This window comes from Labilibacter marinus (genome assembly GCF_001659685.2).
GTDB classification, from domain to species: domain Bacteria; phylum Bacteroidota; class Bacteroidia; order Bacteroidales; family Marinilabiliaceae; genus Saccharicrinis; species Saccharicrinis marinus.
In genome coordinates, this window is sequence record NZ_LXYE02000059.1 from 1 (window position 1) to 14,838 (window position 14,838).

The 14,838-nt window shown below is 32.2% G+C and carries 11 protein-coding genes; 10 read left to right on the top strand and 1 reads right to left on the bottom strand.

What is annotated here, in order from left to right:
- Positions 1–254 precede the first annotated feature (254 nt).
- Complete coding sequence (locus A8L32_RS21870; RefSeq protein WP_075591552.1) at positions 255–800, bottom strand: VOC family protein; 546 nt, start codon at positions 798–800, stop codon at positions 255–257.
- Between the two features lie 468 nt (positions 801–1,268).
- Here A8L32_RS21870 and A8L32_RS21875 point away from each other — a divergent pair, with 468 nt between their 5' ends.
- The 10 genes from A8L32_RS21875 to A8L32_RS21920 all read left to right on the top strand — a co-directional run bounded on the left by A8L32_RS21875 (position 1,269) and on the right by A8L32_RS21920 (position 14,741).
- The gene (locus A8L32_RS21875; RefSeq protein ID WP_083631461.1) at positions 1,269–2,165 is read left to right on the top strand and encodes a 3-keto-disaccharide hydrolase; all 897 of its coding nucleotides are present in this window, start codon (positions 1,269–1,271) and stop codon (positions 2,163–2,165) included.
- 350 nt (positions 2,166–2,515) lie between these two features.
- Positions 2,516–3,856: an SIR2 family protein gene (locus A8L32_RS21880; protein WP_075591553.1), complete on the top strand. Its 1,341-nt coding sequence runs from the start codon at positions 2,516–2,518 to the stop codon at positions 3,854–3,856.
- Between the two features lie 156 nt (positions 3,857–4,012).
- Positions 4,013–4,657, top strand: a complete 645-nt coding sequence (locus tag A8L32_RS21885; protein ID WP_075591554.1) for an SMI1/KNR4 family protein — start codon at positions 4,013–4,015, stop codon at positions 4,655–4,657.
- Between the two features lie 134 nt (positions 4,658–4,791).
- Positions 4,792–5,274, top strand: a complete 483-nt coding sequence (locus tag A8L32_RS21890) for a hypothetical protein (RefSeq protein WP_075591555.1) — start codon at positions 4,792–4,794, stop codon at positions 5,272–5,274.
- An 848-nt stretch (positions 5,275–6,122) separates the two neighbouring features.
- Complete coding sequence (locus tag A8L32_RS21895) at positions 6,123–6,815, top strand: hypothetical protein (RefSeq protein ID WP_075591556.1); 693 nt, start codon at positions 6,123–6,125, stop codon at positions 6,813–6,815.
- Positions 6,816–7,066: 251 nt separating this feature from the next.
- The gene (locus A8L32_RS21900) at positions 7,067–7,900 is read left to right on the top strand and encodes a hypothetical protein (RefSeq protein ID WP_075591557.1); all 834 of its coding nucleotides are present in this window, start codon (positions 7,067–7,069) and stop codon (positions 7,898–7,900) included.
- 491 nt (positions 7,901–8,391) lie between these two features.
- Positions 8,392–9,117 (top strand): tRNA-uridine aminocarboxypropyltransferase, encoded by a 726-nt coding sequence (locus tag A8L32_RS21905; protein ID WP_075591558.1) that lies wholly within the window; start codon positions 8,392–8,394, stop codon positions 9,115–9,117.
- A 133-nt stretch (positions 9,118–9,250) separates the two neighbouring features.
- Positions 9,251–10,351: a glycoside hydrolase family protein gene (locus A8L32_RS21910; RefSeq protein ID WP_083631462.1), complete on the top strand. Its 1,101-nt coding sequence runs from the start codon at positions 9,251–9,253 to the stop codon at positions 10,349–10,351.
- Positions 10,352–10,664: 313 nt separating this feature from the next.
- Positions 10,665–12,515, top strand: a complete 1,851-nt coding sequence (locus tag A8L32_RS21915; protein ID WP_075591559.1) for a hypothetical protein — start codon at positions 10,665–10,667, stop codon at positions 12,513–12,515.
- A 477-nt stretch (positions 12,516–12,992) separates the two neighbouring features.
- Positions 12,993–14,741: a hypothetical protein gene (locus A8L32_RS21920; RefSeq protein WP_143525199.1), complete on the top strand. Its 1,749-nt coding sequence runs from the start codon at positions 12,993–12,995 to the stop codon at positions 14,739–14,741.
- Positions 14,742–14,838 lie beyond the last annotated feature (97 nt).

The window sequence follows — 14,838 nt, forward strand, 5'->3', positions numbered from 1 at the left end:
AACACTATACATGACTTTCAGAACATTAAAATAAATCGTTTAGGACGCTGTTGATCTTAAATGAATGAACCGCAAGAATAATAATTAATACTTGCGGTTTTATATGCAAAAAAAATATAGTGTTGCACGCGATCAGGCGTTAATTAATAACGCTTTGGTATAGAATTTAATGAAAAAATATCAATATGAAGCTTTATTTAAAGCAAAGGCGAAATACAGTAGCTTGCTGGAATATATTAAATCCTAACAATAAATTACCATGCAGAAAGACCAACAATTTCGCCATTAGGTCCTACAAAAAATGTGTATTTATCACGAACGTAATTCTCATTTTCCAATTCATAACCTTCTTCTTTAAGCTTATCTCCAATGGGGCCAATATCATTTACTTTTAGCATAAAATGGTTGTGATTAGTATTACCTACGGGGCCAATGGTATTTTTATACTCAGGTGCAGTAATAGATAGATTTATTGTTAAGTCATTAGCTTTTAGTTTAAGCACAAGCATTCCTTCAACTCCTTTGCCTTGCAGTATTTCCGCATCTGATAGTTTAAATCCAAGAATCTCGCGATAAAGCTTCAGTGTTTTCTCCAGTTGGAGCACATGAATACAAATATAATTTAAGCCAGTAACTTTTGCTTCTAGTTTGGTTTCATTACTCTTATTGCTTGAATTTGTGTTTTGAGCAGTACTTATATTTGTGCCTGTAAGTAGGAATATAAATATAAGACAGTAGCACAATTTAAGGATATTACCTGCATTGTTTTTTTTGTTGTTCTGTGTAGATTTAATGTTCATGATAAATTTTGTAAAAGGTTATTTTTATAAAAGTATAATTAATAGTGAAAGTATCATTTATTTTGAAAGAAAAAGATTATTTTGAATACATTAAGCATAATAGGTGCAGGAATAAATAGTTTTTATGATGGGTATGTGGTTTAAAATCAAGCTTGTACTAATTAAATTTAGTTTTTGTCGCTTCGTGCAAATCTAACTTCATCCTAAAACAAATAAGAATACACAATTCTTAATTGTCCGATGCTCATGATAACAAAAACTAAGGAACAAAATCAAAGCTGCACCTTGTTTTATGGTATACAGACTGAAGCCAGCCCATACAAGACGCTCAGGATTTGTATTAAAAATATTTAGTACACTATTGGTTTGAAATTAAATAATTAAGTGATAAAATTACATTTTGCTTACTGGCATAAACGATCGTTTATAGCGGCGGCAAAGCATATTAACATTTTAAATGTAGCAAAAATGAGACTTAATCACATCGCTATTGTGGCCTTGCTAATTTTAACTTCTTGCGCCAGCAAAAAACAGCAGGAAACGGATGATTACCAAAAATACGAATGGGAAAATTTAATAGATTCAAACCTGTCGCAATGGGATAACTATTTAAGTTATCAGATACAGCCAGGTTATAATGGTTCGCAGCCTAAAAATGAGCAGGGAGAACTCATTGAGCCCATTGGCTTAAATAATCCATCATACCATGTTTTTACTACTTTTCAGGAAGCCGATAATGTGATTATAAAAAATAGTGGTGAGTATTATGGCTGCTTGATAAGCAAAAAGGAATATGAAAATTACCATTTTCAGTTAAAGTACAAATGGGGAGATAAAACATGGGCGTACAGAAAGAATCTGCTAAAAGATTCTGGTATTCTTTATCATTCTATTGGTCCTATGGCAGTAGAATATTGGCGATCGTGGATGCTTTCGCAAGAGTTTCAGATTATGGAAGGGCATACGGGAGATTACTGGAGTCAGGCTACTTCGGCTATTGATATTAGAGCCTATAAATCAGAGGGGAATCTCAATCCTATGGCACATTATTCGCAAGACTATTTACCCATAAGTATGCGAAGTCCGTACAAAAATTATTGTTTACGAAGCAGTAATTACGAAAATGCAGCGGACGAGTGGAATACGCTTGATTTATATTGTTTTAAAGATAAGAGTTTACATGTGGTAAATGGTCGTGTTGTAATGATATTAAAGAATTCGAGATATCAGGATAGTGAGGGAAATACCATTCCGCTGACCAAGGGAAAAATACAATTACAAAGTGAGGCCGCAGAGGTTTTATTTAAAGATATCAGAATACGAAAAATAGATTCTTTCAGTAAAAAACATTTTGCTCTTTTTTAAACAAAGAGGTAATAGGGCAAGTGTATATTTATTAAAGTCTCTACCTTTTTTAAGTTTTAGTTACTGAGGTATACAGAATAAAAGAAGGGTAATAGCTTGATATAAGCTTGGTGCGTTTTTAAATACTGTATAACAACTAAACAATACCTTTTATGGAATTAAATATATGATTAGTAGGAATAATTGTTAATTTTAAACGGAAAATATATTTATAGAACACCTAACTAATAATAACTCAAGAATAAAACCATTAAGATTGATATGCTTAAGTTTTATAATGATATAGTTGAAGTAACATTAGGTTAGTGTTATTTAGGAGTTAGCAACCGTAAAAAGAAAACCAGCGAATAATGAAAATATTTATAAGCTCAAGCAAATTAGATTCAGAGGAAGTTGATTTTTTACTTAAAAATCTTTCAAAATCGGAGCATGAATTCTTTATTGGTGATTTAAATATCAAAGCTGGAGATAATTGGTTTCGGAAGATTAATGAAAAAATAGAGGGATTAGATGTAATAATCATAATAATCAGTAGAAATACGTTAAAATCAAAATTTGCATTAAAAGAAATAGAATCAATAATATTAAATGATATATCTAGAAAAGACACGAGGATAATCCCAATTACTTTTGATGGAACAATTCCTCCTGGATATCTATCAAATTATCAAATCATTGATTTATCTTACGATAAAGAATTAGGCTTTCAGCGATTGCTAGCAAAACTTTCTAAAGAAAATATATTCGATGAGGAATTTTCTGAGAAAGAAGAAAGGATTAAAAGCGACAATTTAAAAAGAAACAACCAATTTATTAAGACCTTAACTAACTCACTAAAGGATGGAAGATTGACTCTAGTCTGTGGTGCAGGAATATCAATAGGAGCAAAAATTCCTTCATGGAATGATTTACTATTAAGACTTCTTGAATCCATGATGATGAGGATATCTAATAATAAGTCAATATCCTTAAAAAATATTAGTACTAGAGAATTTCAAAAACGATTAGGTTCATCCTCCTTAGTCATGGGAAAATATCTTAAATCAAATTTAGGTAAGGATTTTTTAATTGAATTAAGAGATGCACTATATCAAGATAATCCTAAATCATGTGACTTAATTGATTCGATAGTTGATATTTCTAGACCACAGCGAGATGGAAAACCATTAGATTCAATAATCACATTTAATTTTGATGCCCTAATTGAAGAAAACCTAAAATCCCACAACATAAAGCATAGAGCTATAGACAATGAGGGAGTAAGAAATAAGGCTAATGAATTACCCATATACCATGTACATGGTTATCTTCCAAGAACGGGAAAAATAACAACAAAAAAAGATGTTGTATTTAGTGAAGATGCTTATCATACTCAATTTATAGAACCGTTTAGTTGGTCAAATCTTATACAATTAAATAAATTAAGTCAAAATACATGTTTATTTGTTGGTATGAGTTTAACTGACCCAAACCTTAGAAGATTATTAGATGTGGCGAACCGAAAGGAATCATCTAATTCAATAAATCATTACATAATTAAGAAAACTCCTGAGATAGATGGTTCTAGTGGGAAAGTTGATGAATTATTGATATTCCTTGAAGAACAGGATGCTAATGAATTAGGTTTAAATGTAATATGGGTTGAATCATTCAATGAAATACCTAATATATTAAGGCAGATGATTAATTAATTACGGTTGCTAATAATTTTGTAAACGTAATGGCAGGGAAAGAGCCAAATAGCAAAGTTTGTAGCCCGCTCAAATTGCTTAGCGGTTTGACAGGAAAGAAGCCCGAAATCTGCCACTATTCATACAATTTACCGTTAGTGATAATTAAAATAACAAATGAGAAACCTAGAAGGACATAAAGAGTTTATGATTTGGTTCAAAGAAGAAAGTGAAAAGCACTTTTGCGAATTGGAATTAGATAAAGATGTTTATGGACTTCAGTTTCAAAAAGGGACAAAGTGGAATGAAGGACTATTAGATGAAGAAATTGAAAAATATCAAAAAGAATTAGGTTTTGAATTTCCAGAAGAACTTAAATGGTTCTTTAAAACCATGAATGGAACAAATCTTCCTGGCATAAACGTTTTTGGAAGTAGTGGCTTGGAATATGACTATGAACCAATCTATCATACTTTCCCTGACCATTTAACACAAATGAAAGATTTGATAGATGAAGTTTTAAAAATAAAAAGTATTAGCCACCACGAAATGCTAAGAAATTCGATTCCATTTATATTTCCGATTGAGAGATTCTATTTTATGGTAATTGATAATTTGACTAATCCGATTTATTACATATCTATAGGATTTGAGAATCATGACTTAAATAAACCTATAGTGTATACCTCTTTATATGCTGACACATTACAAAGCTATTTAATAAAGAGTATTTTGGAACGAACAAATCATATAAGTGATCCTGAGGAGTTTCCTGAAAGAATTAGAAAAAGTAATTATTGGACAGAAAATAAAAACCGCTAACAAATGGCTGCTATAGCTAATGGAAGAAAATCCTGCAAATAAATAATGAAGATAAAGATTTTACCATATTCATATTATAAAATAACGGAAATTACACTTAAGCGTTGATAATAATTAATCAAAGGCTAATAACTATGATAAAATTAAGTTCTAAAAAATACAAACTTGTTGGAATTACGAAAGAGAGTTTCTGGAAAAAGCTTAATGGTATAACTGTTGGTCAGAATACTAATCCGGAAATAAGTTACTCAACACAGTTTGACGGAAATTATAACAATAAATTTGGAGGACGAAAGAAGGGCGATAAGTTCTCAATCTATCTATATAGACCTATATCTAGAGGGTTCCGAACCGAAATATTAGCAAAAGGGAAGTTGGTTGAGAACCCAGGAGATAAATCATTAAATATTTATGTGAACTATGAAATACCTTTTTGGAGTTTCTTAATGTTTTTAAGTTTAGCTCCTATGTTATTTGTAGCCTTATACTTTACCTACGAACCTGTGGGATATTTAAGTGTAGTATTGGCATTTGTTATTTATGTTTTAATAATTAGGTCTAATCATAACGACATAAATAAAGAAATAGAAAAGCAGTTTAAAGTCTTTACCCAATAAGAAATTGCTAAGGTGCTACCCTGTATTTAAAAGATTCCAATCCTCCGTACGGAACTACTTCTGATATTAATGGGTTTGCAAAACTAATCCTAAAGGAGCGAGAGAGTATAGTAGAGTTAAGCTTTTTAGGTCCGTATGTTGCCTTTGAAATTAATCAACCAACGGATTCTGTTTGTGTAAATTTAAAACAGAAGAAAGTAGAATATTTTTTGAATAATAAGAAGATTAAAAAAGTTAGATTGAAAATGAAAGATTAAAGAGACTTGTTTTCCCCTTCTCCTTTCTCCCTTCTCCTTTCTCCAGTCTCCCTTCTCCCTTTTCCGGTTATCCTTTCCTCCAATATCTCCTTCTATTTAAAAAAGTTAAAAAATCTTTTCAAGTTTGTGATTATCAATATTAAAGATTAATTTTAAATAGCTTTAATAAAACTCAAATATTTAAGCTATGAAAAATTACGGCAAATGACCTTGTATCAGAGGTGGTTTGTATTCTCCCTTTACCTTATCATCTATTACTTAATTAAAGCTATTTAGCTATTGTATTGTGTTAGGCTGTAATACCAGTCAGAAGACAATTTACAGCAGTCAGTAGATCTTTTACATCACTTAGAAGAAGATTTACAACATTCAGAAGATATTTTACAAAAATGTAAAGTGTTCACTGATTAATGTAAAAAGGCTTCTAAGTACTGAAAAATTGCTTCTGATTCATGTAAAGAGTTAACTATAAGTTGAAGAAAGGCAACTATATGGTGATAAACCTTAGCTATATAAATCTCAAAGTCCTTTTTAAAATAAAACCCAACTAAAATCTAATAATACTATTTATTAATTTTAAAAATTACAATTATGAGTGAAGTAAGAAATTTTAACGTAGCAGATTCTAAATTAATTAGTCATGGCGGGGTAGTTGCATCTGCATTACCAGCCGATATTGAGGATTTTAAAGCCTTTGATAATAAATTTTCGGAGACCTACCCTGAAACCATTCAAGCTGTAGTAGACGAGGTATTAGGTTTACGTTCAGACAATGTTGTAATAGATGAAATGACTGAATTAACTCAGGTAGTCAACGATTCGCTGGCAGCATGTAATACTACCTTTAAAACAGTTCGATTTTTCGTTAAAAAAGCCTTTCCTACTAATAAAGCAATTCAGAATCAGTTTGGCTTAAACGATATTACCAAAATACGCGCAAATGTGCCTAAGATGATTGTGTTTATGCAAGATTTAGATGGTGTAGTACAAAAATACAAAACACAATTAGAAGCCTCAGGCTGTAATGGTTCGGAATTGGATAAAGTGAGTGCTTTGGCAGAAAAGTTAAGACAAGATAATATTAATCAAGAGCAGTTTAAAAAAGAACGGGGTGTAATAACTCAGGAAAGGGTTGATAAAATGAATAGTTTATATGATGTATTAAAGCCTGTTAGTGAAATAGCGCATATCATATATTCCGACAATAGTGCTAAACTGTCCATTTATGCTATGCCTAAACCAAAGTCATCTACGGATAGCGAAGAAGATATATTGAAGTCGTAGAGCGTTGATGATTATCATAAAATGTAAACCACAGGTATGTTAAACGCCTGTGGTTTTTTGTACCATAAAAATGCGTAATTAGCAGGACTAAATATTAATTTAGCGGGCACAAATTAAAGCTGTTTATCCTTTTGGTTTAGTACTTAACACATTTAGGTATAATATTTATGCTTGTATGCTCTGTTTTGAAAATCTTTAGTATTGATAAAAGATCGAATTAAAAGTAAAAACATTGTTTAAAAAACTAACTAATGAGCAGAAAAGAATGGACAGATGATAAACTATTCTTTCGACTTTTGAATAATAAGTCGGACAAAACTTATTGGGATAATATCAGTGAGTTGCGTTCAAGACCAAATAAATCTGTTTTTGAGAAATGTAAGGATTTAGTTAATTCAGATAATACCAAGAAGAGAATGATTGGAATTGACATTTTAGCTCAATTAGGAACTTCACCAAGACCGTTTTACAATGAGACGATGGAACTATACTTTGACGTCGTGGAAAAGGAAAGAGATAGCAAAGTTTTAAAATCTCTTCTTTATGCAATTGGACACAATAATGACAATGTAAATCAAGAGCAGATTGAAAAACTGATTGCTTTTAAGACCTCTGAAAGTAGTGAAGTTAGACAAGGATTAGTTTCATCTTTACTCGGATTGGATAATAATCAAGCGATTGACACTTTGATTGATTTATCAAATGATAAAGTTGCTACGATTAGAAACTGGGCTACTTTTGGGATTGGCTCTCAAATTGAAACCGACAATGACAAAATTAGAAATGCATTATGGAGTCGGACTTCGGATAAAAACCAAGATACAAAACTTGAAGCCATTGTTGGTTTAGCGAATAGAAATGATATAAAAGTAAAAGAGATTATTAAGCAAGAATTTATAAACGGAGAATATGGAATGTTACTATTTGAGGCAATTGAACTGTTAGATTGTGTTGAATTAATTCCATTGTTAAATGACGACTTGAATTCTGGAAAAAATCATTCCGATGTTAATCAAGAATGGCTAAAAGATTTAGAAACATTGATTGATAAATTAGAAAAGAAAGAAAAAAGGACTGCCCTATAATAAATGTGCGTAATATTGGTAAATTTGAGCTTTATAACATTTAATAAATACGTATTGGTTCGTCAATGAAGTGCCTTGGAATCCTTCACTACACATGGCAATAACGTTGGCGCTGTACAAAAAGATGCAGCATTAAAAGCGATAAAATTTTATATCAATTAAAGTTTGCCTTTAGAAACTTATACTCGATTTACTAATTGAGATAAATATGAGGAATATTGATTTTGAATGGAAAAGAAGAATAGATTCATTTTTGGATTTATAATATATGAAAATGAAATTTTTGTTTGTAAAACATTAGGAATTAGGATATTTATGAAGTTTGTTCCGTTTAGAGACTATTAATAGATTTATGATAATTAAAATATTCAACATAAATTCAGAAGATTTAAGGCAATTTGAAATTTAATGAGCAAGAAAGTACTACCCACACTAATTAATATAGGTAATTCAATACCTTAGCCCAATTATAAAAATAAAAGATATTCACCTTGCGAGTAGATATAGATAACCCAAGAAACAAATGTTACAAATGTATGAGGCCTTCGAGTTCATGTATTTGTAAACACACTAATCCAATACAGACTAATACACGTTTTATTATTTTGATGCACCCCAAGGAGTACAAGAAAGAAAAAAACGGAACAGGACGTATGACTCATCTTCAACTTAAAAATTCTGAAATTATTGTTGGTGTCGATTTTACCAATAATAAGCGTGTAAATGAAATACTGACTAAAGAAGCAAGTTCTTCTTTTTTACTTTATCCTGGAAAAGAAAATTTCAACTTATCGTTACGAAAAAGTTCAGAGATAAACTCTTTTATGGGTAATCATCCACACATCTTTCTTTTGGATGGTACATGGCCCTGCGCCCGTAAAATGCTTAAGCTAAGTACAAACTTGCAAAAACTAAATAGGGTAAGTTTTGATAATACAATAAAATCAAAATTTATTATTAAGCAGCAACCAGAATCGCTTTGCCTAAGCACTATTGAGTCTGTTTATACGGTCATAAATTTGCTTAAGGATGGTGATTTAGAGCAATGCGAGACGAATGATTTTCTTATTCCTTTTGAAAAAATGCTTGAATACCAAGTTGAATGTATTCTAAACCCACACAATAATACCTATCGCCCGAATACAAAAAAAGAGATTGTTACTAAGGACATGTATAAGAAGAGTACGGAAAGGAATATCATTTTTGAACAAAAATAAGATGTAAATACAGAATCAATAAGGAAGATATAAAGACATCAGGTATGATTACTGGCTATTTCTAACTGAACTTATTCACATTTTGCGTTGTTTTTATGAAGGCAATCTACATGATAATAATTAGTAAGTAAATATGATGAATAGAAAATTAATTCGCTCACAAAATATTTTCCTATGCTTTACCATAACCTTGTTTTTACTTTCTTTATCTGTAAAAGCGCAAGATTCGGATGATTATAATTTAACGAATGCCTTGCAAGAAGTTTCTGAAGAAAATATTTTTCGTGATAAGGATTATTTTAATTGGGGATCTACTATCATAAAGGGAGAGGATGGTAAATATCATTTGTTTTATGATCAAATGCCCAAAAAGCATAGTTTTTATTCCTGGTTAACGGATGGAATAGTGTCGAGGGCGGTTTCTGATAGTCCAACGGGGCCATGGACCAAGGTTCAAGAAGTCCTAAAGGCCAGAGGCCATGGTTTTTGGGATCAGTATACTGTACATTGCACTAAAACGTACAAATTCAATGGCAAATATTATCTCTATTATATGTCTACTAACTCTGGAAACTTAGACTTAACACCAGAGCAACTTGAAGAAATCCGTCGTCAACCATGGAAACATGATAACCTAAGAGGTATGATGCGATTAAACCAACGCATAGGCGTTGCTGTAGCCGATAATATTGAGGGGCCTTGGAAACGTTTTGATAGCCCCTTGTTTGAACCTCAACTTCCAATCGCAAATCAATCAAATAATGTTACAGTTACTAAAAGGCCTGAAGGTGGTTATTTAATGATTATACGAGGGGATCAACCAGATCAAGCATTTGACAAAATTGTTCGCATGCAAGCTGTATTATTAGCCGATAATCCACTTGGTCCATGGAAAATGCAAGCTAAGCCTGTTGTTATAAATTACAATGCGGAGGATCCAGAGGTTTGGTATGATGCAGATCGAAAACGCTATTATAATTTATATCATGCATTCGGTTATATGGGCATGATTACTTCTACTGATGGATTAAATTGGGAGCGAGCAAAACACTATAAAGTTGCCGATAAAGAATATAAAACAACAGGAGGTAAGACCGTTCCTGTTCATCGTTTTGAAAGAATGGGCATATATATAGAAAATGGTAAGCCTTTAGTAATGACGGCAGGTGTTCTTACAAAAGAAGGTGGTGTTATTGATACTTACTCGTTATTTATCCCGCTTAAACAAGATTAATTAAGGACTATTAAAAAAAACGGTTACATTTAGGAATAAAATAAAAGGCTTTAAAACTATCAATTAAAGCATATAACAACACTCTTCTAACAACCGCAAGTAGTTCGTTTTACATATTTTTGCAAAATTTAGTGTTAGAAATAATAAACAGAGTTTAAAACGCAGGTCGTAAGGATTCGTAATACATGTAAAAAGCATAAATACTGGTTTATTTACACGGATGGTTTTTATTTCTAAATAAATATTCACTTACCACAATAACCTTAACAAAATAAATGCGTATGTAACTACTGGATAAATAAACCAGACATACATGAAGAAATTATTATTAAGTGCATTTGTATTATCAATAGGTACAATGGCCATGGCGCAAAAGCCAGAGAAGAATAAAGTTGAAGGATATTATAACAATATTCCTAAGCAGGTATTAAATATTTCGGGACTTAGTTATGAGCATAAAGCTGGGATTTCTAAGACTTTTGATGAAAAAATAACTGATAAACATGATTTAAGCATCGATGGTTTTGGCAGTGGTAATGATATTAAGTTAGTATTAACATCAACGGAGCCTGTTATTACTACGCGTGTTGCCGAAGAAACAAAAACATCGGCAGATAATACACGCACAACCACTTACACTGCTTTAATTGAAGCAAGAGCTAACACCAAAGTTCTTATCCTTGATAAAAATAATCAGCTAATCAATTATTTCGATGTCATACCAGACTACAAATGGGTGGATAAAGATGGTTTTGATAGGTCGTCGTTTACTGCAGCTAACGAAGAATTGAAAGGTTTAAACACTGCATCTAACCGTGCCAAATGTAAATCGGATTATGTAAGCATGGCCGTTAAAGCCGCTCAGCAAAAGCTAAATGAAGACTACGGAAAGGGCGTTTTTACAAAAAAGTTTAGAGTTTATACCATAAAAGCTAAGAAGTTTGATTACACTGACTTTAACGATGCTACCAATGCTTTTATTTCTGCTTTTAGTACAGCTGAAATTAACTCTGAGGCTAATAAAAAGGCCATTGATAATGCTATTGTTGTATGGCAAAATTACGAATCGCAATACCTTGAGGGGAAAAAATCAAAGGTATGCGACGTAAATATTGATGAGATATACATGAACCTTGCTGTTGGATATTTAGTAAAAGGCGATGGCGAAAACCTTAAAAAATACTGGCAAAAATGTCTTGATTATAAAGGAAACCATACGGCAGAGGGATATTTTAAATTTGTGGCTCCTCGCTTAATTGATAATTACGATTATTACCTAGCTAAGGGTAAAGACGACCTAACTCCTATTGACAAGCGTACCCTTATTAGCGAAACTGAAGTCTTTAATAATAAGGTGTTTTTACAAGGTATCTTTAGTACTTACTTATCGTCAAAAGTTAACCTTTTATACCCTGAAGAGCTATTTGCACCTAATAGCTTGTATTTAGGAAAAGCAGAAAAAGAAATTATCTATAAGCATGAAGATTTAAGTCAAAAGCTAACTTGCCTATATGGTCCTTTTGGCAAGATATCGAATGTAACGCTAAGCACCAAAATGGCTGCTGGAGTTGATTCGGAGGGATTATTAGCTAAATGCGATTTAGTAAAGAGTGATTCAACATTAACCTACAGTTTTGTGTATAAAAACAATCGCATCGAAAGTATTCTGCTAAATAATAAAACAACTTTATTTAAGCTACGCTATTGCGATGAGGGATATATTTCGGGTATTTCGTATTATGGTATGTATAAAAGAGCTGTAACATATGGTATCAATCGGCCAGATGAAACTGGCAAGATTGATATTAACCTAGCGTTAATTAATCGCTCAACTACAGATGTTATGGAGCGTCAGAAAGCATCTATTACCTTTGATGATAATGAATTGATTAAAGATATTAGAATTGCACCTTATACAACTAAAAAAAGGGTGCGAGTGCTTGAGAATGGCCATATGGTTTATAAAACAATAGGTGTAATGCCATTAAGTTCGCACGGTATTGAACACGATGAGAGTGGTAATGTAACAAAGTTTACCTATTACGATTTTGCAGATAACCCAAAGGAAGTAATTGTGACCAACGAAGTAGATGAACATGGTAATGCCATTAAATCATCAACAGATATTAAGGAAGTAAATACAAGCTATACTTATATTTTTTAAGATAATAATTGTAAAAAAACACAAAGGATGACGTCAACGATGCAATTAGCATTATTTGGTGTCATCCTTTTTATGACTTGACGAGTGGTTAAATTCTACGGGCTTTATACTCCATATTTGGAGATGGTTTGAAATCAAATAAATAGTTCAGGTTGTAAATTATTGGATATATTTTCAAGAGCAAGTAATGAAGTATCAACTATAAATACTGGTTTGCTTTTGTTAATTATGCTATACTATTTCTGTTCAAGCTGAGGTGCTCCAAAATTGAATGGTACGGACTGATATAAATTGGTTACCTTAGAGTCTTTATAATTTTACCAATACGTTTCTTGGGCAAATAAAATGAATAAATTGCAGAGTAAACCCTAACTTCGATTAAGTGGAACTTTGTAAGTTTGGTTTTTAAAACCATCCGACTACTTTTTACCATACCTTATCAATAAGATTTTATATTCACCAACTAAAACAGCAGATATGAATTACTTTAAACTCATTCTTCTTTTCATTTCCATAGTTATGGTTTCATGTAATTCTAAGGAGAAAAGTTCAGCATCCACACAAGCCAAAACAGTAATTCAACCCAAAGATCAAATAGATTTTATTAAAGAAAAGTATGCTTTTATTGAGAGTGAAATAAAATCGCAAAACTATCCGCTGATAGAGTGGGTAAATGAAACCGATGGCGGCACCAGCACTTTTAAACGAGCCATGGATGGCGATAAGGTAATGTATGCCTACAGCTCCGATTGCAGTGATCATGGATGTAATCAATCATCTTATTATTTCTGGGACAATAAACTCATATTTAAGTTTGATCAAAACTCTTCTTGGGTGGGGCAGGTAGATGAAATTTCAGAAAAAAGAACCTATTATCTAAACGAAACAGCGTTTTTGTGTCTTGAAAGAACCAAAACGGGATCAGGTGGTTATGATGCCGTCAATCAGTTGTTAAGTAAAATGCCGCAAGACACCCTACCGTGTAATAGCGTTTTTGATCGCTCTTCTATTAAAGAAATTCTGGAGTTTACCAATAATGAGGTAAAAGAGTCAGCCATCGTTAAAAAAGTTGAAGAAGCTGGATATCCTATGTTTATGATGACATTTTACTTTATCGACCGTGACGAGACAGAAAGCATATTCGTAAATAGTGAGGGTATTAAGTTTAATGATTTGCCACTATCACAACTGCTTAATAAAACGGTTGTGGTAAGTTATTTAAATACAAGTAAAACGAATATGCATAGGTTATACGGAGCTACGGATGAAGTAGGAGAGATTGACCCAGCATGGCAAGTAAAGAAAGGCATTGTTCAGAAAATAGAAGGTGGAAGCGAGGGTGATCTTCCTGATATAGTAACCATAAAAGCAGAAGATGGAACGACTATTGATTTTGATTATTACATTGATGCTGATATGATGTTATTGAGCAATAAGCCCGCAACTATTTATTATACTACTAGCGAAACAAAAGAAGTTAGCTCAATACAACTCCAGGAGAAAGCGATCGTGGAGACTGAAGTTCCAACGAATTGGGTTTATGCCGAAAACGACAAATTCATTGTTAAAGTGGATCGATTCGAAGATCGTATGCTTCAATATACATCATGGAATAAACCCAAAAAGATAAGCGATAGTCCTGATTTGGTTCTTACCGATGGAAAAGTAGTGCAGCAGGGTACAGGTGGTGGTTATCATTATATTTTCGATAATAATGATTGGAAATATACGGTAATGGATGTTTGGATGGCAGAGACAGTTGAAGGTATGGGGATTTTTCTATACCTAACGCATAATGGTGAAGAGAAACTCTATACAAAACTGAATAATTTAAAAACGAAAGATGCGGATAAGCAGCAAACCATTGAAGAAAATGCAAAGGCAAAAAGCCATTACATATGTTATAAGGAAGACAATGATACAAACCTATATATTTGGATTAGATTTTCTGATGGAAAAGCCAAAGAAATAAAATATAAGGGAATGGAATCGACCATAGAACTTGAGTTTGATAAAAAATCAGAGAACTTAAACCCAGAAGGTTCCTATCCTGTATTTGCTGATTATTATAACGAAATGGTGGATGGTAAAGTAAACGGAGTCTACAAGTTAACTCATTCAGGTAACTATGATTATGCAGAATACACTAGAGCTAAGGACTCGAAGACCTTCAATTTCACCATCGATCATAGTGCGAATCCGTATGGATCTACTCCTTGCTTTTAAAAAGTATATTAGGGTGTATATTTGATTAACTCGCAATATATATTAGAAAACCGATTACACCTTTAATTCGCTTTCAATGCCCAAGCTCCCTGGATAT

Bases quoted from the DNA above. Each gene is read 5' to 3' on its own strand.
- A8L32_RS21875 (WP_083631461.1), top strand. From the start codon at position 1,269: ATGAGACTTAATCACATCGCTATTGTGGCCTTGCTAATTTTAACTTCT.
- A8L32_RS21880 (WP_075591553.1), top strand. From the start codon at position 2,516: ATGAAAATATTTATAAGCTCAAGCAAATTAGATTCAGAGGAAGTTGAT.
- A8L32_RS21870 (WP_075591552.1), bottom strand. From the start codon at position 800: ATGAACATTAAATCTACACAGAACAACAAAAAAAACAATGCAGGTAAT.
- A8L32_RS21890 (WP_075591555.1), top strand. From the start codon at position 4,792: ATGATAAAATTAAGTTCTAAAAAATACAAACTTGTTGGAATTACGAAA.
- A8L32_RS21900 (WP_075591557.1), top strand. From the start codon at position 7,067: ATGAGCAGAAAAGAATGGACAGATGATAAACTATTCTTTCGACTTTTG.
- A8L32_RS21915 (WP_075591559.1), top strand. From the start codon at position 10,665: ATGAAGAAATTATTATTAAGTGCATTTGTATTATCAATAGGTACAATG.
- A8L32_RS21910 (WP_083631462.1), top strand. From the start codon at position 9,251: ATGATGAATAGAAAATTAATTCGCTCACAAAATATTTTCCTATGCTTT.
- A8L32_RS21885 (WP_075591554.1), top strand. From the start codon at position 4,013: ATGAGAAACCTAGAAGGACATAAAGAGTTTATGATTTGGTTCAAAGAA.
- A8L32_RS21920 (WP_143525199.1), top strand. From the start codon at position 12,993: ATGAATTACTTTAAACTCATTCTTCTTTTCATTTCCATAGTTATGGTT.
- A8L32_RS21895 (WP_075591556.1), top strand. From the start codon at position 6,123: ATGAGTGAAGTAAGAAATTTTAACGTAGCAGATTCTAAATTAATTAGT.